The organism is Dyella humicola, assembly GCF_026283945.1.
Lineage (GTDB): Bacteria > Pseudomonadota > Gammaproteobacteria > Xanthomonadales > Rhodanobacteraceae > Dyella > Dyella humicola.
This window is the reverse complement of record NZ_JAPDPC010000002.1, coordinates 66,514-91,033: the sequence shown is the minus strand read 5'-3', so window position 1 is coordinate 91,033 and position 24,520 is coordinate 66,514. Positions and strand designations below refer to the sequence as shown.

Below are 24,520 nucleotides of genomic sequence, written 5' to 3'. Positions count from 1 at the left end.
GCTTCAAGCCTGGACGTCCGGCTCTAATGCCCCATGCCCTGATCGGTGGCGGTCATATAACCAGCCGTTCTACCGGCATGCGAAATGCTCATATGCCGACCCCTTTATATCCTGCGCAGTCCAGGTATTTATATAGCCACCCCTCAGTGTCGATGCGATGAACTCGCCAAGGGGACCTTGAGACACTGGGACATACCCGCTCCTGGCAACAGGAGCTCCCCCAAGATCCAGGCAGTGACCACACTCGCGGGCATGGAAGGCCCCTTTGACGCGCATGTGTACGCATGCGGCGGCATGTGTGCGCCACCACGCCACGTTTGAGAGTCGCTCTAATTGAATAAGCAGATTGCGTTAGCAACCCGCGTCCTGTCGTTTGCGATCGCCGCGGCCGTAAGTCTTTCCAGCACACCCGCCGTTGCGCAGTCCACCACTGGCAGCATCTTCGGACAGGTTCCGGTGGCCGGTGGCGAAACCATCCTGATCAAAAGCACCACGGGCATTTCGCGCGAGGTTCCGGTCGATAGCCGTGGTCGCTATGTCGCATCGGAGCTGCCCCTGGGCACGTACACGGTGTCTTTCCTGCGCGATGGCCACGTCGTCGACTCACGCAATGACATCGGGCTTCGTGTAGGAAGCGGCACGGAAGTCTCGTTTGAAAGCGCCGCCAAGAGTCTCGGCGCGGTGACCGTGAGCGCAAATACCACGCCGCTGATCGACGTCACCAGCGTCGATTCGCGCACCGTCATTACGGCTTCCGAACTCGCGAGGCTGCCGCTCGGGCGCTCCGCCGAGGCGATTGCCTTGCTCGCCCCTGGCGTGACCAACAACAGTGGCGGATACACCGGGCCGTCGGGCCAGTCGCTGGTCACCTTCGGCGGCTCTTCGGCCAGCGAAAACGCTTATTACATCAACGGCTTCAACACCACGGAGACGCAGCGCGGGCTGGGCGGCCTCACCCTTCCCTATGGCGCCATCGAGCAGCAGGAGATCTATACCGGCGGCTACAGTGCGCAATACGGTCGCTCGGACGGCGGCGTGATCAACATGGTCGGCAAGCGTGGCACCGACGACTGGCACTTCGGTGGACAGCTGCTGTGGGAACCGGCATTCGCCCGTGCCGACGCCAGCAATACGTACTACACGAACGGCCTGCCCGCCTCGCCGATTGCCGGCAGCCTGTATGACCCCAATAGCCGCAACCGCCAGTGGACCACCACGTATGACGCCTATATCGGCGGCCCGCTGATCAAGGACAAGCTGTTTCTGTTCCTCGCCGGCGAGGTATCGAAGCAGGACGGCTCGACGGTCAATGGTGTCTCCAGTGCCAAGCCATTCGTGGACTACCGGGACTCGTTGCCGAAGTGGTACGGCAAGCTCGACTGGAACATCACCGACAGCAATATCCTTGAACTGACCGGCGCGTCGAACAAGCAGAGCACCTCGGGCAGCATCTACGGCTACAACTTCACCACGCTGACGCGCGGTGCCTTCATCAACGATGCGGACAACATCAAGACCGGCGGCGACCTGTATTCCGCCAAGTTCACCAGCTATATCACCGACAGCCTCACGCTCACCGCGCTGTACGGCAAGATGAGGCTGGACAACCAGGATGTGCCGGGCAATTACGACAGCAGCCTCACCTATCTCACGGACATCCAGAACCAGAACCCTGCCCTCAACGGCGGCACACCGATCGGCAATGGCCAGGTGACGCAATCGCTGTACAACCCGAACCGCCACAACACCAGCAACAACCTTCGCCTCGACCTGACCTATCAGTTGGGCTCGCACACGCTGGCGGCAGGTATCGACAACCAGAATGCGCGCGCCATCGACCAGGGCAGCCAAACTTCCGGCCCGGGTTACTACTGGGGCTACGGCTACACGACGACACCGACGGTGGCCTTGATTCCGAACCTCGGCGTCGGCGCGCCGGCGAACTATCCGAACGGTGCCGGTGGCTACTATGCGGTGCAGTACATCAACAGCTCGATTGCGAGTGTCCGCTCTGTCCAGCGCGCGCAGTATGTCGAAGACAAGTGGCAGGTCACGGATCGCTGGCTGCTGTCCTTGGGGCTGCGCAATGATCAGTTCACCGACTACAACGCCGATGGCCAGCCTTATATCCGCCAGCGCCGGCCGCAATGGGCACCACGACTGGGCTTCAGCTGGGACGTGAACGGCGATGCCAGTTTCAAGGTGTACGGTAATGCCGGCCGCTACTATCTCGGCCTGCCGCTCAACCCTGCCTTGAACGCGGCCGGCGCCTATGTGGCGACCCAGCAGTACTTCACCTATAGCGGCATCGCCCCCGACGGCACGCCGACCGGATTAGTGCCGTTCTCCAACGCCGTGTCGCCGAACAATACCTATGGCGTGCTGCCTGACCCGAAGACGGTCACGGCACAGAACATCACGCCGGAGCACCAGGACGAATTCATCCTCGGCCTGACCAAGGCCATCGACGACACCTGGGTCTACGGCTCCAAGCTGACCCAGCGCATACTGCGCAGCGGCATCGATGATTATTGCGATGTGGGCGCCATCGAGAACAAGGCGGCCGCGCTGGGCTACGACGTCAATTCGACCAATAGTTGCTACCTGATCAATCCGGGCCGGGCCAATACCTTTACGGTGATCGACACCAGCGGCGCCTACCGCAGCGTCAGCCTGAGCAACGCGGAAATGGGCTTCCCGCCGCTCATTCGCAAGTACTACGCACTGGAAACCTTTCTTGAACACCCGTTCGACGGCCATTGGTACGGCAAGATCGACTACGTGTTCTCGCGCAGCTACGGCAACACGGAAGGCCAGCTGCGTTCGGATATCCAGCAGACCGCGGCGTCGACCAGTATCGACTGGGACTTCCCTGCCTTGATGTCCAATAGCAACGGTCCGCAGAGCAACGACCACACTCACCAGATCAAGTTGTTCGGCTACTACCAGATCACCCCGGAATGGCAGGTCTCGGGCAATGTGTCCCTGGTGTCGGGCAACCCGCGTAACTGCCTCGGTTACTACGGCCCCAACCAGACAGACCCGGTGGGCTATGGCAGTTACTACCACTGGTGCGGCGGCCAACCTTCGCCGCCAGGTACATATCGTCTGCCGTGGAACAAGCAGCTGGATGTCGGCGCCAGTTATCGACCGTCGTTCGCCGCGGGCAAGCTCGGCTTCTCGTTGAACGTGTTCAACCTGTTCAATTCCCAGGCCATCCTCAATGCGTATCCCTTCTACCAGATTTCCCCCGGCACGCCTGACCCGCTCTACGGCTCCGCCGTGGTCAGACAGCAGCCGCGCTTTGTACGGCTGAGTGCCACCTACGACTACTGATGTCGCACCGCGTGTGCAGGCAGCCCCTCACGGCCTGCACCCCGAAGGGATGGCCCACAACTCCATCCCTTCGTTCTTTGAATCCACCCGCCGCCGATAGAGGCACACGACCATGCAAACGGCTTCCCGAATCATCAAGACAACCCTGGTCGCCGCGCTGACGCTGCTGGGCGCTTCGCTACACGCCGGCGAGAGCAAGGAGAGCACCAGCATCGCCGATGCGATCCAGGCGGCGGGCCAGCAGCATCGTCCGGTGCTGATCGATTTCCACGCCGTGTGGTGCTACTCCTGCTATTACATGGCCAGCCATGTACTCAACGGGCCTGCCTGGGACGCGGTGGAGCACAAGGCCATCGTGGTCGAGGCCGATGCCGACTCGCCGGATGGCCAGGCGTGGATGAAGAAACTGAAGGTTTCCTTCCTGCCCAGCTATGTGGTGCTGGACGAGCACGGCAATGAGCTGGGACGCATCGCCGCCGAGCAGCCGCGGGAAAAGTTCTACCCGCAGATCAACGCCATTATCGCGAACGGTCAGTCGCTCGATGCGCTCAAGGCAAAAGCCGACAGCGGTTCAGTCGATGCGGTCGCTGGCGTATTGGGCGCCTACAAGGCACGCGATGAAGGCGAGGAAGGCCTGCGCTGGTTTGCAGCGGTGCCCGCCCATGTTCGCGACGCGACGAGAAAGGACCCGAGGGTCGCGCTGGCACTGAGTCAACTGGGCCTGGCGAAGGCACAGGCCGCCAACGACGATCAGGCCGTCATCGCGGAGGCGCAGCGCGTATTGGCAGGCCCGATCGGTTGCGAACGCCCCTATGTGCTCGATTCATTGCTGGACGCGAGCAAAAGCCTGAGCGCAGCGCAGCGTACGGCCCTGCTGGCACCACAACGCCAGCCGCTCGACCACTACCTCAACGCGCAGGTCCTGAGCGCAAACCCTGCCTGCGTCGACCAACGCAGCGCCGTGCTGGCCAGCGCGAATCTTGATGCCGCACTCGGCGATCATGCCGCCGAAGCCGACGTACTGGATCGTGCGATCAAGCTTGCCGGGCAAGGCCTGGGCGACGATGTCACCCATGACCGCAACCTGGCCGACAACCTGCGCGCCTACCTGGCGCGGGCGAAGCGCACGGACGAGCTCGACGCCTTCCAGCGCAAGCTGATCGCCGCCTATCCTGACGATTACGTCTACAGCTACCGCTATGGCCGCAGCCTGCTTGAAGCCGGCAAGCCGGAGGCCGCGCTGCCTTATCTGGCGCAGGCCGCCACCAAGGCCTACGGCGCCAATCGGCTCGCGGTCGCCACGCAGCAGGTCAAGGCGCTAAAAGCACTGCACCGGACGGATGAGGCAAAGAAGGTGGCGGATGAGGCGGTGGCCGACAGCGGCCCCTGGTTTCCCAAGCAGATAGATGCATTGAAGGCAGAAGTGAAGTCGTAAGGGAGGCAAACGCCCCTGACAGGCCCTGCAGCACGCACCTAGCTCAACCTGGCGCCGTAATCAGTGGCATAGTTTCCGACGACCATCCCGGTGTCGTCGAAACCGAGGTTCCCTATGTCGGGTAAAACCGCCTCCTGTACTTGCGGACAACTCCGCATCGAGGTTCAAGGAGAGCCGTTGGGCATTGGCGTATGCCACTGCCTTGCCTGCCAGCAGCGCACGGGCAGCGTGTTCGCCGCACTCGCCGCGTTCCGGGCCCCCTTTACGATCACCGGCTCGGCTACGGAATACGTCCGCACAGGCGATCAGGGCTCAACGTTCCGCTTCAGGTTTTGCCCGATCTGCGGAAGCACGGTGTTTCACACCGAAGAGGGCGACGAGCGATTCGTGTCGGTGGCGGTAGGCACATTTGCCGATCCAGGCTTTCCCGCCCCTCAAGATTCGGTCTATGAGTGCCGGCGACACGCATGGGTGCAATTGCCCGCCGACATCGCGCGCTACGAGCGGGACCCGCCATGACCTCGTGCTGTAAGCCGTTGTCCTTCGAGGCGAAGCCATAAAGCCTGATCACAGGCACTTCAGCTTCGAAGGGCATTGAACTACTCGCTCACACCGCTACTAGCTACTTCCGACGTTCGCCAACGCAAAATCAATCGCTGCACACACCGCCGTCGCCTGCGCGGCATTGCATTGCTCGGCACTGGCGCGAGGGCTGTCGGGATAGACCTCGGTGGTGGTCTTGTAGAGAGCATTCGTGATGCCGGCACAGAGACCGAGCTGCGTGAGCGGATACTCGATGACACCCGGCGCGACCACGCGCGAACCGATGATCTCGCCGTGGCTGTCGGCTGGGGCAATGTGGGTGACTTTCGCCACCGCCGCAATGACCGCCTGCTGGAACGCCGGTTGCGGATGCGCACTGTCGTCGACCAGGTAGAAGCCGTCGGGAACCTCGCCTGGTGCATAGGGCACGCCATCGCGTGCGGCCAGTGCCGGGCGAAACTCGGACTCGTCGCTATCGGTGGTTTCGTGCAGATCGATATGCACCAGTACGCGATCACGAAACGGCGCAATCAGACTCAGCAGAGCGGCCGACTCCTGGGCCGGGCTGTTCTCGCGAAACGAACGGTTCGGGTCCAGCGCGTTCGCGTTCCAACGATGAATCCGCTCATAAGCCCAGGGGCTGACGCAAGGCGCCACCAGCAGGTTGACCCGGCCCGCATAACGCGCCGCATGTTGCGCGACAAACTGCAGAGCCCCGTGCACCCCGCTGGTCTCGTAGCCATGCACGCCGCCCGTCACCAGCGCGACGGGAAGCTCGTCGCGCCAATCGCGGCTCTTGATCGCCAGCAGCGGGTAGCTGTCGCCCTGGTAATCCAGGCGACCGTACTGCTCCACGTCAAAGCGCTCGTGCAGCGTCTCGATCTCGCTGAGCACGTTCGCTGCATAGCTGCGCTTGCGAGTCTGCCGCGACAGCCAGAGGGCAACTTCCGCACTGCCCCAGGGTTGCCCGGGCGTGCCAATCGGATAAGAGGTATCAGTCGTCATCATGTCGCTCGCTTGGTCGGGAAAACGGGGTCGCGTGGACCTCCCCACCGACAAACCTTGGCCGGGGACGAAAAATAACGCAACCCGGCCCGACTTTTCCGCTCGCTGACCCACTTTCCAGTGCATCACCCTGCCCCTGGCGAAGATCTTTCATGATCTCCTCCGCCGCCTTTAGCGCTGCGAGCGACCTGTCGAGAGAGCCGCTTCGAAAGCCCGCACAATGTGGTCGATCATGGCGGCGATGCGCGCGGTATGCCGTAGGTCCTTGTGCGTGACCATCCACACCTCATACGCCAAAACACTGCTGCGGTCCGGCCAAATGCGGACGAGGCCGTCGCGCTCCGCGATCGGTACCGCGAGTTCGCCAAGGCCCAGCCCCCCGCGCACGGCGGCGCGCAACATCAGACTCGAATTCAACCCACTCACGATCCGCCCAGCATGGATCGGCTCACCTACCAGCGTGAGTTGTCGGCGTGCCTGCAAGTACGGCAGGTAGCACACAAGGTCGTGCCCCTCGAAGGCGGTGCCGGGAATGGGCTCACCATGCCGTTCAAGATAGTCGGCCGACGCATAGAGCCCCATTGGCCAGGTAGCAAGCTTACGCGTGAGCAGGTCGGGGTTCTCAGGCTTTATCGTGCGCACTGCAATGTCGGCCTCACGCTTCGCGAGGTTGTGCACGTGAGTCGATGTGTCGAGCAATACGCGCACGTTCGGGTGCTCATCGTGCAGGCTCTGAATCGCGCACATCACGAATTCGAGCCCGATCGTGTCGGTCGTCGTCACACGGACTTCGCCAGCGAGGCGCTCGTCCACGCCCTGGGTCTGTCGAACAAGATCGTTCGCGGATTGCTCCATTTTTTCTGCCGCACGCAGCGCGACCTCACCCACCGAGGTCAGCACATAACCATTGGACGTGCGTAAAAACAGCGTCGCACCGAGGGCCCGCTCGAGCGCCGCGAGGCGCCTGCCGACTGTGGCCTGGTCGAGGCCCACCATCCGCGCCGCACCGCGCAGGCTGCGTTCCCGGTGGATGGCGAGAAAGATTCGAGTGTCGTCCCAGTTCAAGAGGAGACCTCCACGTTGATGCAATTTTGCATCCATGGACGTGCAATTCGCTGCGCGAATTCATCACCGGCCAAGCATATGCTTTTCCTTGCCAACTATCTCTTAGCTCCCTGTGAGGCTCCCCATGTTTGACGCTCTCCCATCCCTGCCCGTCCACATGACGGCGATTGAAATCAGCCAGCCAGGCGGCCCCGACGTGCTGGTCCCGACGCAGCGTCCGGTGCCGTCGCCCAAGGCCGACGAAGTGTTGATCCGAATCCATGCCGCGGGCGTGAACGGCCCCGACGTATTCCAGCGCAAGGGCCAGTACGCCCCGCCACCGGGGGCGTCCGACATCCCGGGGCTCGAAATTGCTGGCGAGGTCGTCGCTGTAGGTGCTGCGGTGCACCGCTTCAAGCCCGGCGATCTGGTTTGTGCGCTCGTGACGGGTGGCGGATATGCGGAATACGCGGTCGCCAATCACAACGTGACGATGAAGCTGCCGGCCGGCCTCGGCATGATTGAGGCCGCGGCGATGCCAGAGACGCTGATGACCGTGTGGCTAAACATGATCCAGCGCGGCAAGCTGCGGACCGGCGAATCCGTGCTCATTCACGGCGGCGCCTCCGGCATCGGCACCACCGCGACCATGATTGCGAAAGCCATGGGCGCATCGAAGATCATCACCACCGTAGGCTCTGAGGCACATCGCGAAGCGAGTCTTCGGCTCGGCGCAGACCACTCGATCGATTACCTGGAAGAGGATTTCGTAGCGATAGTTGATGAATTCACCGGCGGCAAGGGCGTGGACGTGATCCTCGACATCATTGCGGGAGATTACGTGGCGCGAAACTTCCAGGCCGCGGCAGTGAACGGCCGCATTGTGCAGGTGAGTGTGCTCAAGGGGCCGGCAAAGGAGCTGGACCTGTTTCCGTTGATGGCTAAGCGTCTTACGCTCGTCGGCTCGACGCTGCGTTCGCGCACCTACGAAGAGAAGGCCGCGATCATTGCCGAGCTCGAGGCGCAAGTCTGGCCGCTCATTGAGGCGGGACAGTTTAAGCCGCAGGTGTGTCGAGCGTTCACGCTCGAGAATGCGCGCGGCGCTCATGAGCTGATCGACTCGGGCGTGCACTTTGGCAAGATTGTGTTGACGACATCGGCACACCTCGGTGCGTAACCAAACACACGACCGCCCTGCATCAGCACGGCAGGCCGCTGTTTGAAAAAGCGTGGGCGGTGCAGAGACATGGTCAGACTAAATGTCTCTGGCGCCTTAGCTCTTGGCGGCCATCTCCGCGAGCTTGGCCACGGTGTTCATATTGCGTGCCGTGCCGGTCTTGGCGGCCGGGATCTTCAACTTGGAATCGGCCATGCCGTCGCCGTAATGGACATAGATTTCGCGTTTGCCAAGCTTGACGACTTCGCCGGTGGCCCCGGTGACGGTATCGAGCGTATTCGCGGGCGGCGGGGCGTCCATAAAGATCGCCATGACCCGGTTGGGCGCCCCCTTCGGAAAGGGATTGGCCGCGGCTACCGCAGCCATTTCTGTCGCGGTGCGCACGTGTACGGCAACCGGCTTCCCGGCGTAGGCATGGAGGCGGCTTTCGATAGCCGCCTTAACCTGCGCCGCGGTCTTCTTGCTGCTAAACACGACATTGCCACTGGCGATATAGGTTCTGACGTTCTCGAACCCCGCATCCTCGCACATGGCCTTGAGCTCGCTCATGGGGAGCTTGCCGGTGCCTCCCACGTTGACGGCACGCAACAACGCGATGAATGCAGTCATGTCTTGATCCTCAATCTCCGGAGATGCGCCGGACTCGGGTTATCGTTCGACCCAGGAAGCGATGGATGCGTGCAATCGCGGCCAGGTCGCCTGGAGGTTCGCCGTCGCGCGCCAGCATAATCCAGGGAAAGAGCGGGGACATTCACACTTTTTCAGCCTCCCGAGCATAAATCTCTCTGACCCTGAGGTATGGCTGCGTATATAGTTCTCGTTTCCAAGCACTTCCATCCAAGATCATGATTCGAAGCAACCAGGTTTTAGTCACCATCGGCACGGCCTGCACCATGTCCGCCGTCGGCTCCACGGAAACCTACCAAGCCCTGGTGGCGGGGACCGAGGAGTTCTTGCCGCTGGCCGCGTTTGACGCCGGCCTCGTCGACCTTGACCCCACCGCAGAGAGTGCAGCCGATGCCATGCGATGGGCGTCGGGCGCGCAAGCGGGCGAGTCTGTGACATCGCAAGAGCTCACGGAGCTGCATGGCGATGCCTTGCGTGCCAACTCGGGCATTCGTCACGTACCGGGAGTGCGCGAACTCGCGCCACGCGTGGTCACCGATATCGCGGCCCCTCTTCCACACGACCTGGAGACCGTAGGCCTGCGCAGGCTGGCAGGCCTGCGCTACGACGATATTCGCGGTTCGGGCCTGAAGGACATGCACGGGCTCTTTCAGGACGACCCGTTGCTCAGTCCTTCGTTGCAGTCGCAGCTGTTTGCCTATGGTGCGCTCGGCGCACTCGCCGGACTGCCCCGCTCATTGTCTGAGCTCGTACCCAATCCGTTCGGCTTCCGCGTCGTCTCCGCGACGGCGTTCGGAGGCATGGATGCGCTGGGGCAGTGGTTGCGACCCGATGCGCCCTTGCCTGAAAGCGGTATTCCCAAGGATACCTTCGCCGTGCGCCTGGCCACCTCGCTCGGCTCACATGGGCCAGCCCTGGTATCGACCATGCTGGCTCCGTCGTACAGCATCAGTCGTGTACTGAAGAACCCGGCGTTACGCGAATCGCTCCGATCCGACGACGTTGGCTTTATGCGCGTGCCGCAGACGCCGATGACCGCGGTGGGCGCCTGTGCGTCGAGCCTCATTGCGCTGGCGGACATCGCACCGCAGCTGCTATTCGACTACCCAGGCTTTCAGAAACCGCAGTTGGTGCTGCTGACGGCCGCTGATGCGCCCCTGCAGCCAAGGTTCGGCATCCTTGAGGCCTTTGGCGGTGGCGCGCTCATGACGGGCGAAAAACTTGCCGCCAAAAATGCCGCTCATACCGATGGCGTGACGCGCAGCGTGCACGACTCGCTCGCTCCCTTCGACATCGATGCCGACGGCACGGTTGTCGGTCATGGCGGCTCGGGATTGCTGATCACGACGCTGGAGTTTGCCCTCAAGAACCAGCTGGACATCACGTCGATCATTGTCGGCTGGGGCCAAAGCGCCGAAGCCGGCGGCAAGGCGCACTTTGCCGGCGTCGGCTTCGGCGGCGAGAACGCGCTGGTCCAGGCGCTCGACATGGCCTTCCTGGGTCATGGCTATGGCGTGTCCGACTTTCATTACCTGGCAGCGCACGCCACCGGGACGCGCACCAATTCCAAGACCGACCTCGGAACGGCGTGGGCCGGCTTGCATGGCGCAGCGCAGCGCCAGCGGTTTGAGGGTCCGTTGCCACGACTTTTCGTCGGCACGCCCAAGGCCGTCGGCGACGGGCATACCATGGGCGAAACCGGCCTGAAGGCCATGGCCCAGGCGCTGCAATTCGTCTTGGGTCGCACGGCGCCTGGCGTACCGACACTTCGCCGCTTGGACCCGGACCTGGCCGATGTCGCCGGTCATTTCCATTTGCAGGCCGAGCCGTCGCCCGGCCATGCCAACGGTGGTGCGTTGTGCGTCACGCAGGGGTTTGGCGGTTACAACGGCGCGGTGGCGCTACGCTCGGCGACGCCCGAAGCGCTGGCGCGCTACGCATGCGACGCGGGTGAACTCGCAAGCTATCTGGAGGCCTGGCCGACCATCCGCGCCGAGCGCGAAAAGCGTGAGCGGGTGGCTCGAAGGAGTCCCAAGTTGGCCCTGGCCATGACGGAGCGCCATCGCTGGGTTGGCCTCGAGTGAGCCGCCGCGGCGCCGGCAGCAGGTCTGGCGCAGCGTGGTTCCTGAGTTCCAGAACGGGGGTCAGAGTCAACTTCTACGGGAGCGCACTCTGACTCCTGGCTTCAGAGAGGGATTGCATGGCCGTGGATGGAAGAAGCTACCGCGTGAAAGCTCGCCCTTCACGGCTTCCGCCTTTGTGCATATCGACCGACTGAAGTCGCCGTCGAAAGCGGGTCAACCAGGGTGCCTGCATCCCATCCATCAGCAATCGGCATGACCCCACGATCTACCGGTCAGCTCGCACCGCGTAGCAAAGGTCCACGACGCCGTTTCGGTAGGCGTTCACGTCGGCCAGATGGAGGGTCACATCGGCTTCGAGTTTGCAGAAGAACGGAATGCCATCGCCAATCAGGATCGGCAGGATCGAATAGCGAACCTCGTCCGCCAACCCCCGACGAAGGCATTCGCCGCAGACAGCACCACCGCCGACGAACCAGATGCTGTGAAATGCCGGGCGAAGAACGTTGTCGACGAATTCCGTGAGGTCGCCCGAGTGAAATTGGACCGTGTCGCGGATCTTGGGAAGTGTGCGGGTAGTAAGAACGAACACCGGTTTGTCGCCGTAAGACCAACCGAAGCCTTTGGCGTCGAAACCCAACGCGGTCTCGTAGGTCCGCGACCCCATGACATAGCAGTCGATCGCCTTCAGGAACGTCTCGACCGATGCCGCATCCAGCGTGCGCCCGCCTTCGAATACGTCTGACGTCTCCATCCAGTCGACACGTCCGTCCTTTCGGGCGACAAAGCCATCAAGGCTTGCCGCCATGTGGATCGTTACGCGAGAGTCTGCGCCTGACATCGTTCTTCACCACGCCTTCAAGTGCGCCGCCTGCGCAGTGACATCGCATAGTCCCTGGTTCTGGCGTCCGCCAAGGAACGGCGACTTTACACCCGAAGTCCGCCACGACCCGTGAAGGAACGAACGTGGATGCGGAGTAACCGGGACCTTCATAACGGAGCCCGTGTCATCGATTACGCGCCAGCCGTATGGTCCGCTACGGGCTGCGGATTCAACCGGTCGTTGCGACACCCGTAGACTGCGTGAGCAGGAGGTGTGTTGCAACGACCCGCTGAAACCGCAGTCGAGGGTGGACATCAGTCAACTCCGCGTCCTGAAAACCCTTGATCCCGAACAAGCAGAAGCTCGCATGCCGAGATCATGCTCGTGGCGGACGTCTCACGATGAAGCCACACCCCGCCGTCGCCTGCGAGACGCACGGGGAGCCAATGCTATGAGCGTCCCCATGATGAGAATCGGGAAGCTTCCGATACCAGGTTATCGCGGGTGAGCTCCGACACCGAACGTGCGCCACATAACGTCATGGCAACGCGCATCTCGGTGGCCATCAGATCCAGCAGATTCCTTACACCATTGCGACCGTCAGCAGCCAAGGCATAGATGTAAGCGCGCCCCAGTAGTACGCCGCGTGCACCCAGTGACAACATGCGCACGATGTCCAGGCCCGAACGAATACCGGAGTCAACCAAGACAGTCAGGTCGCCTCCCACGGCATCGGCGATGCCCGGCAGTGCATGTACTGTCGAAAGAACGCCATCCAGCTGCCGACCGCCATGATTGGACACCACGACGCCATCGGCACCGAAGCGAACGGCGTCACGCGCGTCTTCCGGATCCAGGATGCCTTTGATGACGAGCTTTCCCTTCCAGGCGTCGCGGATCCATTCAAGATCCTTCCAGCCGATAGATGGATCGAAGTTTGACGCAATCCAACCGATATAGTCGTTGAGGCTGGTCTTGCGTCCACGATAGACAGAGACGTTGCCCAGATCGTGTGGCCGCCCGAGTAGTCCCACGTCGAAGGCCCAGGCCGGCTTGAACAGCGCCTGGCCCGCGCGACGTAGAGGCGCCGCCGGCCCGGACATGCCCGAGTGCCTGTCGCGATAGCGCGATCCCGGTAACGGCAGGTCGACGGTGACCACCAGCGTGCTGATGCCTGCTTCCTGTGCGCGAACCAACGCGTTGCGCACAAAGCCACGATCCTTCAGCACATAAAGCTGAAACCAGATCGGTCGATCGCAGCGGCCTTGCACCTCTTCCATTGAGCAAATCGACACCGTGGATAAGGTATAGGGGATACCGACCGACGCCGCCGCCTGAGCCGCCTGAACCTCTCCCCGGCGAGCGTACATGCCGCTAATGCCCACCGGACCCAAGGCAATGGGAAGCGCCAGCTTCTCACCAAGCAGTTCCGTTTCCAGGCTCAGATCGGCAACATTCCTAAGCACGCGCTGGCGGAGTGCGATATGGGCCAGGTCGTCAACGTTTTTGCGCAACGTGACTTCGGCATTGGCGCCGCCGTCGATATAGTCGAACAAGTAGCGAGGCAATTTGCGCCGTGCCGCCTCGCGATAATCGGTAGGTGCCGAAATGATCATGCAGTCCATCCTTCTCTTAAGAGCGAACAGGGTCTTCACATGACCGTCGATGAGAACATCGCGCGAAACGCACCAAATATCGCTGCTGCGGAAAGGGTAACGCCTAGAGAGGGAACTTCGAAATCTTCTCATCGGGTGACGAGAACTCTGCCGCTTGGCTCGTGATGAGTGACCTTTCCGCTGCGGGTCGAAAGCGGACATCCCTCATTGCCACCCAGCCGGCCTCCACCGCCAGGTCATGCATTCAGTAGATCCATGGGATCAAGCGCTTGGTTCGGGCAGCGTACCGATGAAATGCCTCGCCGAACGCGGCTGCGAGCGCTGCATCTTCCTCTTTGATTCGATAGAGGTAGAGGCAAGTCGTCATGCTCATCATCACAATCACGCTTAGCCAGTTCCCCAAGGCCAGCGTAAAGCCTAGAAATGCAATCATGGCGCCCAAATAACTCGGATGGCGCACATGAGCGTACAGCCCTTCCTCCTTGAGTTGATGATCGCTCCGGATCGCTACATTCGGTGTGTGGAAACGGCCCAGCTGGAAGATGGCAAGCGATCGCACTGCGATGCCCACCCCCAAGACGACCAATCCCGCAATTTGCATTGCAACGGAATGCAAAGCTCCCGTACTCCCGTAGGACAAGCCGATGCTTAAGGCGTACGCCATGGGTCCACCGATCATCAGCAACTTCAATGAAGACTGATCTCGATTCTCTGCTTCGCCCGTCTTCAGGCGAAAGACCACGATGGCATCTATCGTTAACCACACGAAGAAAACGACCAGAGCAATGCTGTGCACCAGGTTCATGTCGTCATCGCCTCCTGTGCTCTGATGAGAAGCGCGCACTACCAACGCATCCAATATGCACCGTTGGTCTGCCCGACCTTCAGCAGCGTGCGTCCGACGCTACCCCACAACTTTAAAACTCCCCCCGGGTCGTAAGCGGACCTTCCCACCATGCATGACGTACGCCTTTGGCGGCAAGTTGTACCAGTGGGGAAAGGGATCTAAAGGATCAGGCATCCACCGCAACCCTACGCCGCCTCCGCCTTAAGCGCCTGACGATGGCCACGATGGTCGCCAGCATCAACGCGATGATCACCGCGGCAATGACATAGATGTGCCCCAACACGAAGCGCGCCGTCGCGTAAACCCGATCGATTCGCCGCAATGGCTGGGTGTCCTCCATCGGCGCGGCTTCAATTCGGTTCCCCAGTTGCATCACGGATGCGCTTGATGGGTCGAACTGCGGCCACAACGGCAGACCCGGGCCGTTCGGGTCACCGGTCTTGGCAAAGTTCGTCCAGTAAGACGTCATGGTCGCAGCGAGCTGGTGATCCTGGCCCGTCCACGGCAACGGTTGCAGCTCCAGGTGGTCGAAGACATAAGGCATCTCCATCCCGTGGCTCGCGCCCCAGCCGAAGTATTTGTCGCCCACCTGGTACGGCGGAATTCGGGAGAACCGATAGAGGAAGACCTTGCCTCTTCGGGCCTTCGCGCCCAACCTCGCCCACGTCCACATGTCCCAGCGAAAACGCATGTCACGTTGAAATGCCGCGGCGGATGCCCTGGCCTGCTCATCGGTCGCGCCCGGCTCAGGGGCAATCAATCGCACGAGAACATCAGGAAAACTATGATCGAGTTCCTGCCTGAAGTTTTCGCGGGTGATGGAACGACCTGCGATGAAGGCCTGCCCTTCATCAGCGTTCGAGCCAATCAGGATCGAGACGTCGTTCTGCTGCCCCTTTTGATACACCTCGTAGGGCGATTTCGGCAGGGCGTAACCATCGATGATGAGGTGTGGATCAAACGAGACTTTCATCAACTCAGCGGCTGGCGTCTTTCTCAGTGCGGACATCGACTGAGCCTTGGCGTCGGCGGCGAAATACGCTCCGTCCTGCTCGGCACCCGCCAGCTTGAAGTTGGGCGCGATATCCATCGGTTCGAACAGTCCACCACTCTGGGCGATCGCTCGTTGGAACAAACCCTTGGTCAAGGGTGAAGTCACCAAGGCGCTTATCGAAATAGCACCGGACGACTGACCAAAAACCGTCACCCGATCAGGATCGCCGCCAAATGCAGCGATGTTCCGACGAACCCACTGGAGTGCGGCGATCTGATCCAGCAAACCGTAGTTGCCGGAGCTGTGATAAGCGGCTTCCCGGGTAAGTTCCGGATGCGCCAGAAACCCGAAGACCCCGAGCCGGTAGTTCAAGGTCACCACGATGACGCCTTTCTGTGCGAGTTTGTCGCCTGCATAAAGCGGTATGGACGCGCTGCCATTTTCCAGGCCACCACCGTAAATCCAGACCATGACGGGCAACTTCTCATCGCCACCATCGGCGGGGCGCCACACATTCAAGTAGAGGCAGTCTTCGCTGGTTGCCTCGGTGGGCGCATCAGGCGGATAAGTGCCGTTCTGCATGCAAGCCGGCGAGAACTGATTCGCCTCACGCACGCCCTGCCAGGGGAGCGCGCGCAGCGGCGCACGCCAGCGAAGCTCACCCACAGGCGGCTGAGCGAAAGGAATGCCTTTGTATATGAAGACGCCATTTTCCAGGACGCCTTCGATCAGCCCCGTGTCGATGCGCACAGGATTCGCCCTTGCGCCTGTGGCCAGGATCAAGAAAACAAAGACTCCGATCAGGACCAGCGTGATGTGCCGCTTTGTCCTTCCCTGCGCTTCGAGCAACCCTGCGCTCATTCCAGCCCCCAGAATGGGTGAATGACTTGAAGATGCGAACGGCCGTGAAAAGCCGCCTAGTCGCATGCATGATTCTTAACGCAAACCGAGCCCAGTTATGTCCGCCATCGGAAGCGGACCCTAGCCTTGCTCCGCTTACCGTCCACCTCTGTCGGACAATGCGCGCATTAGTACCGCCACCCCGAAACCCGCGCCGGCGGCGACGCACAACCAAAATAAGTAGCCAAAGACCAAGGGCCATCGGCAGCGGGCCAGACTTGAGCTAAGTGAGAAGGTCCCGTTACATGGCACAAAGGCCAAGGAAAAGCCGCTTATCGCGTACATCCAAAATATTGCGGCGAGCAGGAACATGCTAGCCATACCGACGATGAGCCATTTCTTGGATCGGCGCTGTTGCGACATTAGCCCCCCTGATCTCCACTACGTCCGTTTTGGGTCGGATGCGGACGTTGGCGCCGTCGAACGCAGGCGCTCGAATGAGCGACTACGTCCGCAAGACACTCTGAAGGCCAATGCTTCGCGGTAGAAGAGCCCGCTTACTTCGTATTCCGCTTCTTTTCCTCCTTGGCCGCCTTCTTTTCTTTCATCGTTTTGGCCGGCTTTTTCTTTTCGCTTTTCTTCGAATCCATACCCTTGCTCATGTCACTTCCTCAGTCATGGTCATAGTCGGTCGAGTCACGCCTTGGACGTCTCATCCCCTGGTTACCGGGGCTTGCGCTCAGGTGGCGTCTCACGAGGGGAAGGTTACGCCAAGCTGCCTGTCCGGAAAACGTTGCAGACGGGGATCTCCACACCGTCGCAATGATCCAAGGTCCGTGTATCGACCCTCCCCTTCTGCAAGCATCCCGCAGCGCTGGCGTCCGTGTCGACTGCAAGCGTCTATCCGGCCTCCGCCACGCCCGTTTCTGAGGATGCCGGCCCTCGATGAGCTAGTCGCGTACCACCTCCCCATCGCTCCGTCGTGCTCGTGGCACGTGGACACTTCATGGTCTTGCGAGCGCCAGTCCGACCGGTTCGTCATCGTGCAGGGTGCGTCGCAACCGTAAGCTGGGTTTGGTCTGACATTTCTCTCAGGCGGCCGCCAGGGCCGGTTGATACTCAATGCCATCGACCTGCCCCAGGCCCAGTGCCAGAGCCACTTGGCGCGTTCCCACACCTGAGCCAGCACCCGCACCCGCCGCCTCCCCAGGCATTTTTCGCACATGCTGCGCCACGGCTTGACACCGGTGTCAATTACGTTACACGCTGATAACAGTTCCAATGCGAGAGGGCGCGCTGGACGTGGCAACTGACCATTCGGATCGACTGGCGGGGACATCGGCGGTGCCGTTTCTGGCGGCTGATATTGGCGGCACGCACGCGCGTGTTGCGCTGATGCGCGCCTCGCCTGGCGGCGCCCGGGGGGTCGAAACGCTCGCCTATCGCCTATTCGCCTGCGCGGAGTTCACGATGCTGTCGGAACTTTTGCAAACCTTTGTCGACGCCGACGTGCAGGTCCCGGTGAAGCACTGCGTGCTCGCTTGCGCGGGCCAGATCATGGGCAACGAGGTCGTCAACGACAACCTCGCCTGGCCCATCGACCTGACGCAACTGCGCCACGCGCTGGACTTGGACGAGGTTGCCGTACTCAATGACTTCGAAGCGCTGGCCTACGCGCTGGATGGCGCTCTCGCCGATGACGGCCGCCATCTGTGCGGGCCCAGCACGCCTGCCGGTGGTCCGACCCTGGTGATCGGACCAGGCACGGGCCTTGGCGCGGCGGTGCACGTGCCCGGCCCTGCCGGCGGCTTCGTGCTGGCGACCGAGGCCGGCCAGATGGATTTCACGCCCAATTCGGTGCGCGAGCGCGAGATTCTCGCGCACCTCGCGCCCAATGGCGGCTACGTGCCGTTTGAACACATCGTGTCGGGCCCCGGCCTGCTGACGGTCTACGCGATCCTGTGCAGGCTGCAGGGGGAGGCACCGAAGCTGGCCACGCCGGAGGCGGTCACCGCGGCGGCTGTTGCATGCAGCGATGTACAAGCGGTGGAGGCTGTCGAGATTTTCTGCGCCTCGCTGGGAAGCTTTGCCGGCAATCTCGCCATGGCCTTCATGGCGACAGGCGGGGTGTATCTGGCCGGCGGATTCCTCTCTTCCCTGTTTGAGCTGCTCAAGGGCAGCGCCTTCGAAAAGCGATTCCTGCACGGCCGCAGTGCGCGCGCGCTGCTGTCGCAAGTACCGGTGTGGGTCACCGAACACGGCCGCCACGGCGTGCAAGGCGCGGCCCAGTGGTACCTCAGGCAGCGGATGTCGGGGATGCCAGGCCATGCGCTGGCCGGAGGCGCGGGCCTATGAGCCACTTCACGGCATCGGGATTTCTCCGTTGCGCGGCCATCGCCTGGCTCGCGGCCACGGGCGTGGTCGCGGCGGCGCCGGCCGCCCCCGCATGGTCGTTGCTGCCGCAGCCGGCCGTGGCCAGGCGTGCCGCATCGGGCGCGACCGCCATCGCGGACGGCGCCGTAGTCACCGTGGATGGCACGGATCGCCCACAACTGCGGTCCATCGCCGAGCGATTCGTGCAACGCGTGGCCGACACCAACGGATTGCACCTGCGCGTGGCGACTACGGGCGCGGCGCTTCCTGCGATTAAGTTCAAGCTCGATCCGGCCGCGGCTATCGCGGACGAGGCCGGCTATCGCATCACGGTGGATGACCGCGGCATCCTGGTCACCGCACGCACGCCGCGTGGTGCGTTCTACGGCAGCGTTACGCTGGGGCAATTGCTGACGCCTGCCGGATGGACGCGTGGCGCGCCGGTCGCGGTGGCGCATGGCGTCATCGACGATCACCCGCGTTTCGCATGGCGCGCCTTGCTGCTCGACTCCGGGCGGCACTACCAGAGCGTGGCCGAGATCAAGCAGCTGATCGACTGGATGTCGCTGCACAAGCTCAACGTGTTGCTGTGGCACCTGACCGAAGACCAGGGCTGGCGCCTCGACATCCCCAAGTATCCCGAGCTCACCAAGATCGGCGCCTGCCGCAAGGCGGTGGGCTTCGACCGCGAACTGACCGGCTCTGCCGAGCAACCCTATTGCGGCTTTTATACGGAGGCCGACGCACGCGACATCGTGCGTTACGCCGCAGAGCGTTACGTGGACGTGGTGCCGGAAATCGATCTTCCCGGCCATATGCAGGCCGCCGTCGCCACCTATCCGTGGCTGGGCGTGACGGGCCAGCGCCCGCCGGTATGGACCGAGTGGGGCGTCAGCCCATGGCTGCTCAAGCCCAACGAAAAGACTCTGCAGTTTGTCGACGATGTGCTCGATGAGGTGATGCGGCTGTTTCCCTCGCGCTACATCTCCATTGGCGGCGACGAGGCGGACAAGCAGCAGTGGAATGCATCGCCCGAGGTGCAGGCGCAGATGCGCAAGCTCGGCCTGGCGAACATGGATCAGCTGCAAGGCTGGTTCACCCAGCAGGTTGCCGCCCACCTGATCAAGGCCGGGCGTACGCCGGTTGGCTGGGATGACGAGTTGGTCGCGGGCGCGACGCTGCCGGCAGCGGAAGTGGTGATGTCATGGCACGGCGACGACAACGAACGCGTGGCGCTCACGGCCATCAGGCAAGGCCACGATGTGGTCATGACGCCGCAGGAATCGCTGTACTTCGACCACGTGCAGTCCGATCGGCCCGACGAATGGCCGGGACCGCCGCCCGCGGCGACGCTGCGGCAAGCCTATGACACGGTCGTGATTCCGAATGGAGCTAGCGCGGCCGAGGCCCAACGCATCATCGGCGTGCAGGCGGGTCTCTGGGCCGAGCAGATGCCCACCTTTGCGCACGACCAGCACGCGGTGTTCCCGCGCATCGCCGCGCTGGCGGAGCTTGGCTGGTCGCCTGTGCAGGCGCACGACTGGGATGGCTTTCTGCAACGCATGCCGGCTGAACTGGCCCGTTACCGCGCACTCGGTATCGGTTATGCCGACAGTGCGTTTGCACCCGCCTTTCAGGTGACGGCGGCCGAGGGAGGGTTCCGGGTCGAGCTGGCCAATCAGGTCGGATTCGGCACCCTGCGTTACACCACGGATGGCTCCGCACCGACCAGCCGATCGGCGGCATACGCGCGACCGCTAACGCTGGCACGCGACACGACCGTGCGCGCGGCGACGTTCGCGGCGGACGGCTTCGAACTGGCCGCGCCTCGCACGCTGGTGCTGGACGAAACCACCTTGCTGAGCCGCGACAGCAGCGCACTGGCGACCTGCTCCCAGCAGCCGGGCTCGCGCCTGGACGGCGCCAAGCCGGCGACGGGACAGCGGCCGGTCTATTCCGTCGACATCGGCAACGCCTGTTGGCTCTGGCCACAAGCGCCGCTGGACGGTACCAGGCACGTCGCGATCACGGCCGAACGCATCGCATGGCGTTTCGGCGACGAGGCCAAGGACGCCGTGGTACGCCACCAGGCCGACGCGACCGGTCAGTTCGAGATCCATGCGGATTCCTGCACAGGCCCGCTGCTCGCCCGCTTGCCGCTGGGGAGTGCGGCGCAGGCCAGCGGGCAAGTTCGTCTTGATGCACAGGTGGCCATGCCGGCGGGGGCCGGCGTGCGCACCCTGTGTGTGTTTGCTACCGGCGATCCACGCGAGGGGCAGTGGGCGTTGGCGCGTATCGCGTTTTCGAAATAAACGGAAGGCGGGACGTGTGTCCCGCGCCGTGGCAGCACAGTGAGCGGCCTTGGCTCGCGTGGCCAGGGTTGGGGACATCGAGAAGTTGCATTACGACGGCGTGCGCACCCGCAGGCACCGCCGGGCCATACGCGTTTTTCTTGAAACACCACGGAGCAGTTGAGGTTCGACAGGCAACACCAACGAGGTCAAAGCCCATGCCAACCGCACTTCGCAAACATCCATTGTCATTCGCCGTCACCATGTCGCTGTTCGCCGCCGTGTCGACGTCGGCCGCAGCATCGACCTTCTTCGACGCCCAGGCGGACGGCCAGGCCACGCAGGCCAACACGGCGCAAACCACGCCAACGCCGCCTCCCGATGCCAAGAAAGCAGACGGCAAGACCGACAGCAGTGACGCGGAGAAGAACGCGGTCACGCTGTCGACGGTGGCCGTCTCCGGCGTGCGCGCGTCGCAGATACGCGCCATCGACCTGAAACGCGATGCGTCAAACATTCAAGACAGCATCACGGCGGAAAACATCGGCGCGTTGCCCGACACCACGATCACCGACTCGCTCCAGCGCGTTACCGGCGTGCAGATCAACCGCGATGCCGGTGTAGGTACCTCGGTGGACGTGCGTGGCCTGCCCCAGGTCGGCACCATGCTGAATGGCGAAGTGTTCATCACGGCCGACCAGATCGATTCGCAGCAGCCCGACTTCACCATGTTGCCGTCCACGCTGTTCCACGGCGTTGACGTGATCAAGTCATCCAGCGCCAACCTGACGGATGGCGGTATCAGCGGCGCCATCGACCTGCACACCTATCGCCCCTGGGATCTTCCCAGCGGTTTCACCTATAGCTATTCGGCAAATGGCGAGCGCGGCACCACCACCAACCATTGGGGTCCCGAGGCCAATGGCCTGATCTCGTTCAACGACGGTGGCCATTGGGGCCTGCTGGTATCCGCCGATTACTCCGACACCCGGCGGATGAACGCCACCGAGGGTCTCGACCAGTATGGCGTGGTGCTCAACGGCGAGAACGCGGCCAGCGCGGGCGGCTACAACGGCTTCCTGACCCCGTGGAACGGCGCGCCCATTCCATCGAAGATCGTCCAGAACGCCGACGGCAGCGTGGACGTCAATGGCGATGGCAAGTCCAACGGCGTCTTCATGGGCAGCCAGGACATTGGCCTCAATGACATCATCACCCAGCGCAAGCGCAAGTCCGGCAATGCCTCGTTCCAGATGGATCTCGGCAGCGGCTTGAGCCTGACCAGCGACTTCTTCTACTCGCAGCAGCGCGAGTACGACCGCAACTACGGCATCCAGTTCAATTCCACCAACTGGCAGGGCGCGACCTACGTGCCGCTGCAGTCGCGCAATACCGGAAGCCCAGCGCTCGGCCAGTACGGCACGCCAGATCCAGGCTGGGAGGGCTCGCAGATATTCACCACGCAGGTCTACCAGAAGTGGCCGGGCGACGTGGAGTCGTATTCGCAGATCATCCAGAAAAGCTCCACGGCAAAGAACTTCAACCTGCAGATGGATTACGACAACGGCGGTCCGTTCACGGCGAGCGTGCGTGGCATCCGTGACACGGCGTCGCAGTCGAACCAGGAAACCGACGTCAATATTTCCAACTCCGACGGCGCCCTGTGGCCCAACGTGCTGATGGACGGTGTGGACCCGAGCACCGTGCCGCCGGGCACCTTCGTTTATCCGTCGCAATTGGGCGGCAATCGCGTGTTCAACGCAAACGGCATGCCCCAGAACACGGTGCCGATCATCGCGAACTTCACCGGCAAGTACATCACGGTCAACCTGCCCTCCTCGCTGGCAACCCAGTTCGCCGACCCGAACGGCTGGACCATGAAGACGCTGGAATCTTCCGGCGACTACGACCGCCAGGTGGCGCTGAACGCGCTGCGTTTCGATGGCAAATACGATTTCCAGGACGGCTTCAAGCTGGAATTCGGCGTGCGCAACAGCATCCGCAGCGCCAGCAATGACGGCTGGACACTGGAGACGCCGGTCTATGCAGGCATTGGCGCCAGCGACCCGGGTGGATGCCTGGTGCGTTATGTCGGTGCCGACGTGGTCTTGAACAGCGGTTCGTGCACCGCGGGCAACGATCAGGGCTACTTCCGCGCAGGACCGCTGTCGGCGATTTCGATGCCCAATACGGCGACGCCGCTGTCGAGCAACTTCAAGCAGTACAGCAACCTGTTGGGCTCGGGCATCAACTTCTGGGCGATCAATCCCAACGCCATGGTCAATCCGATTTCCTTCTGGAAGTCGCTCTACCCGGATACCGTCGAGGTGGGTGAGCCAGGCACGACCTGGGCCGTGCGACTGAAGGAGTTGTCGGGCTATCTGCAAGGCGACTTCAACGGCAGCCTGTGGGACATGACGTACAACGGCAATATTGGCGTGCGCCTGATCCACACGAATCTGGACGTGACCCAGCACTTGAGTGGCGCCCCGGGTGCGTACGGCGACGAACCGGCCGACGTCGGCACGGCGGTCACCAAGCGCAGCTATCAGGACGCGCTGCCGTCCCTGAACTTCGCGCTGGATCTGACCGATAGCCTGAAGTTCCGCCTGGCTTATTCCAAGAACATGATGCCACTGGATCTCAGCACCTGGGCCGGCGGTTTGCAGCTGAACTACTCGCTGGCGGAGACACCGCAGGGTCCGATCTTCCGTGTCGCCAATGGCACCTCGACCGGCAACCCGAACCTCAACCCCTGGCGCTCCACCAACTACGGGACGTCGCTGGAGTACTACATCAACCCCACCAGCATGCTCAGCCTTGCGCTGTTCCGCATCGAGGTGGACAGCTTCATCAAGAACGGCAGCGTGACCAACTGCACCCTGCCGGACGAGGACGGCGTGGTTCGCGATCATTGCATCGTGATCACCCAACCCGTGCAGGGCACCGGCAACAGCATCCATGGTGCGGAGTTCGATTACCGCCAGGGCTTCACCTTCCTGCCGGGCTTCCTGTCCAAGACCGGCATCCAGGTCAACGCCACGTATGCACCCAGCAACTCCGGCGAGACGGATTTGTCGGGCAGCAAGATCCCGTTCCAGGACAACTCCACCAAGTCCGGCAACTTCATCGTGTGGTACCAGGACGATCACTTCCAGGCCCGCGTCGCCTACAACTATCGCTCGCGCCGCGCGGTGATGGACAGCGTCGGCGGCATCACCGGCATGGAAATGTACGAAGCGCCGCAGCATTACCTCGATGCGTCGATTTCGTACAAGTTCAACAAGTACGCCGAAGTGTTCCTGGACGGCACCAACCTCACCAACGAGTATCAGCGTTACTACCTGGTCTGGCCCGACCAGCCCGCGCACTCGACGTTCTCCGAGCGCATGGTCATGTTGGGCGTACGCGGCCAGTGGTAAGCGGAGCACCTTCCCACCTCGGCCCTGGCTCGTCGGTGGCCCCGTTCCTGCCCTCGCGGGAACGGG

15 protein-coding genes are annotated in these 24,520 nt (G+C 62.4%); 8 read left to right on the top strand and 7 right to left on the bottom strand.

Annotated elements, in window-relative coordinates; translation table 11 throughout:
* Positions 1–333 precede the first annotated feature (333 nt).
* The 3 genes from OUZ30_RS15130 to OUZ30_RS15120 all read left to right on the top strand — a co-directional run bounded on the left by OUZ30_RS15130 (position 334) and on the right by OUZ30_RS15120 (position 5,290).
* The gene (locus tag OUZ30_RS15130; protein WP_266183267.1) at positions 334–3,336 is read left to right on the top strand and encodes a TonB-dependent receptor domain-containing protein; all 3,003 of its coding nucleotides are present in this window, start codon (positions 334–336) and stop codon (positions 3,334–3,336) included.
* Between the two features lie 112 nt (positions 3,337–3,448).
* The gene (locus OUZ30_RS15125) at positions 3,449–4,771 is read left to right on the top strand and encodes a thioredoxin family protein (protein ID WP_266183266.1); all 1,323 of its coding nucleotides are present in this window, start codon (positions 3,449–3,451) and stop codon (positions 4,769–4,771) included.
* Positions 4,772–4,885: 114 nt separating this feature from the next.
* Positions 4,886–5,290, top strand: coding sequence for a GFA family protein (locus OUZ30_RS15120; RefSeq protein WP_266183265.1), 405 nt, complete (start codon positions 4,886–4,888; stop codon positions 5,288–5,290).
* A 99-nt stretch (positions 5,291–5,389) separates the two neighbouring features.
* Here the strand turns inward: OUZ30_RS15120 and OUZ30_RS15115 are convergent, their stop codons facing one another.
* On the bottom strand, positions 5,390–6,319 hold the full coding sequence (locus OUZ30_RS15115) for a M14 family metallopeptidase (protein ID WP_266183552.1): 930 nt from the start codon (positions 6,317–6,319) through the stop codon (positions 5,390–5,392).
* 171 nt (positions 6,320–6,490) lie between these two features.
* Positions 6,491–7,384: a LysR family transcriptional regulator gene (locus OUZ30_RS15110; protein ID WP_266183264.1), complete on the bottom strand. Its 894-nt coding sequence runs from the start codon at positions 7,382–7,384 to the stop codon at positions 6,491–6,493.
* 124 nt (positions 7,385–7,508) lie between these two features.
* On the opposite strand from OUZ30_RS15110, the gene OUZ30_RS15105 reads away from it, so the two are divergent.
* Positions 7,509–8,540 (top strand): NAD(P)H-quinone oxidoreductase, encoded by a 1,032-nt coding sequence (locus OUZ30_RS15105; protein WP_266183263.1) that lies wholly within the window; start codon positions 7,509–7,511, stop codon positions 8,538–8,540.
* A gap of 96 nt (positions 8,541–8,636) precedes the next feature.
* Here the strand turns inward: OUZ30_RS15105 and OUZ30_RS15100 are convergent, their stop codons facing one another.
* Positions 8,637–9,149: a DUF1697 domain-containing protein gene (locus tag OUZ30_RS15100; protein ID WP_266183262.1), complete on the bottom strand. Its 513-nt coding sequence runs from the start codon at positions 9,147–9,149 to the stop codon at positions 8,637–8,639.
* 236 nt (positions 9,150–9,385) lie between these two features.
* On the opposite strand from OUZ30_RS15100, the gene OUZ30_RS15095 reads away from it, so the two are divergent.
* On the top strand, positions 9,386–11,251 hold the full coding sequence (locus OUZ30_RS15095) for a beta-ketoacyl-[acyl-carrier-protein] synthase family protein (protein WP_266183261.1): 1,866 nt from the start codon (positions 9,386–9,388) through the stop codon (positions 11,249–11,251).
* Between the two features lie 265 nt (positions 11,252–11,516).
* Here the strand turns inward: OUZ30_RS15095 and OUZ30_RS15090 are convergent, their stop codons facing one another.
* The 4 genes from OUZ30_RS15090 to OUZ30_RS15075 all read right to left on the bottom strand — a co-directional run bounded on the left by OUZ30_RS15090 (position 11,517) and on the right by OUZ30_RS15075 (position 16,389).
* Complete coding sequence (locus tag OUZ30_RS15090; protein ID WP_266183260.1) at positions 11,517–12,056, bottom strand: dihydrofolate reductase family protein; 540 nt, start codon at positions 12,054–12,056, stop codon at positions 11,517–11,519.
* 464 nt (positions 12,057–12,520) lie between these two features.
* Positions 12,521–13,687 (bottom strand): FMN-dependent L-lactate dehydrogenase LldD, encoded by a 1,167-nt coding sequence (gene lldD, locus OUZ30_RS15085; RefSeq protein WP_266183259.1) that lies wholly within the window; start codon positions 13,685–13,687, stop codon positions 12,521–12,523.
* A 244-nt stretch (positions 13,688–13,931) separates the two neighbouring features.
* Positions 13,932–14,492, bottom strand: a complete 561-nt coding sequence (locus OUZ30_RS15080; RefSeq protein ID WP_266183258.1) for a methyltransferase family protein — start codon at positions 14,490–14,492, stop codon at positions 13,932–13,934.
* A gap of 208 nt (positions 14,493–14,700) precedes the next feature.
* Positions 14,701–16,389 carry a carboxylesterase/lipase family protein gene (locus tag OUZ30_RS15075; protein ID WP_266183257.1) on the bottom strand — a complete coding sequence of 563 codons (1,689 nt, stop codon included), beginning with the start codon at positions 16,387–16,389 and terminating at the stop codon, positions 14,701–14,703.
* A gap of 1,281 nt (positions 16,390–17,670) precedes the next feature.
* On the opposite strand from OUZ30_RS15075, the gene OUZ30_RS15070 reads away from it, so the two are divergent.
* The 3 genes from OUZ30_RS15070 (at position 17,671) to OUZ30_RS15060 (ending at position 24,454) form a co-directional block, all read left to right on the top strand.
* Positions 17,671–18,723, top strand: coding sequence for a glucokinase (locus OUZ30_RS15070; RefSeq protein WP_266183256.1), 1,053 nt, complete (start codon positions 17,671–17,673; stop codon positions 18,721–18,723).
* Complete coding sequence (locus OUZ30_RS15065; protein WP_266183255.1) at positions 18,720–21,053, top strand: beta-N-acetylhexosaminidase; 2,334 nt, start codon at positions 18,720–18,722, stop codon at positions 21,051–21,053. The genes OUZ30_RS15070 and OUZ30_RS15065 overlap by 4 nt, the downstream gene beginning before the upstream one ends.
* A gap of 197 nt (positions 21,054–21,250) precedes the next feature.
* Positions 21,251–24,454, top strand: a complete 3,204-nt coding sequence (locus OUZ30_RS15060; RefSeq protein ID WP_266183254.1) for a TonB-dependent receptor — start codon at positions 21,251–21,253, stop codon at positions 24,452–24,454.
* Positions 24,455–24,520 lie beyond the last annotated feature (66 nt).

Coding starts and splice junctions, on each gene's coding strand:
- OUZ30_RS15125 (WP_266183266.1), top strand. CDS start 3,449: ATGCAAACGGCTTCCCGAATCATCAAGACAACCCTGGTCGCCGCGCTG.
- OUZ30_RS15120 (WP_266183265.1), top strand. CDS start 4,886: ATGTCGGGTAAAACCGCCTCCTGTACTTGCGGACAACTCCGCATCGAG.
- OUZ30_RS15115 (WP_266183552.1), bottom strand. CDS start 6,319: ATGACGACTGATACCTCTTATCCGATTGGCACGCCCGGGCAACCCTGG.
- OUZ30_RS15105 (WP_266183263.1), top strand. CDS start 7,509: ATGTTTGACGCTCTCCCATCCCTGCCCGTCCACATGACGGCGATTGAA.
- OUZ30_RS15100 (WP_266183262.1), bottom strand. CDS start 9,149: ATGACTGCATTCATCGCGTTGTTGCGTGCCGTCAACGTGGGAGGCACC.
- OUZ30_RS15095 (WP_266183261.1), top strand. CDS start 9,386: ATGATTCGAAGCAACCAGGTTTTAGTCACCATCGGCACGGCCTGCACC.
- OUZ30_RS15090 (WP_266183260.1), bottom strand. CDS start 12,056: ATGGCGGCAAGCCTTGATGGCTTTGTCGCCCGAAAGGACGGACGTGTC.
- lldD (WP_266183259.1), bottom strand. CDS start 13,687: ATGATCATTTCGGCACCTACCGATTATCGCGAGGCGGCACGGCGCAAA.
- OUZ30_RS15080 (WP_266183258.1), bottom strand. CDS start 14,492: ATGAACCTGGTGCACAGCATTGCTCTGGTCGTTTTCTTCGTGTGGTTA.
- OUZ30_RS15075 (WP_266183257.1), bottom strand. CDS start 16,389: ATGAGCGCAGGGTTGCTCGAAGCGCAGGGAAGGACAAAGCGGCACATC.
- OUZ30_RS15065 (WP_266183255.1), top strand. CDS start 18,720: ATGAGCCACTTCACGGCATCGGGATTTCTCCGTTGCGCGGCCATCGCC.
- OUZ30_RS15060 (WP_266183254.1), top strand. CDS start 21,251: ATGCCAACCGCACTTCGCAAACATCCATTGTCATTCGCCGTCACCATG.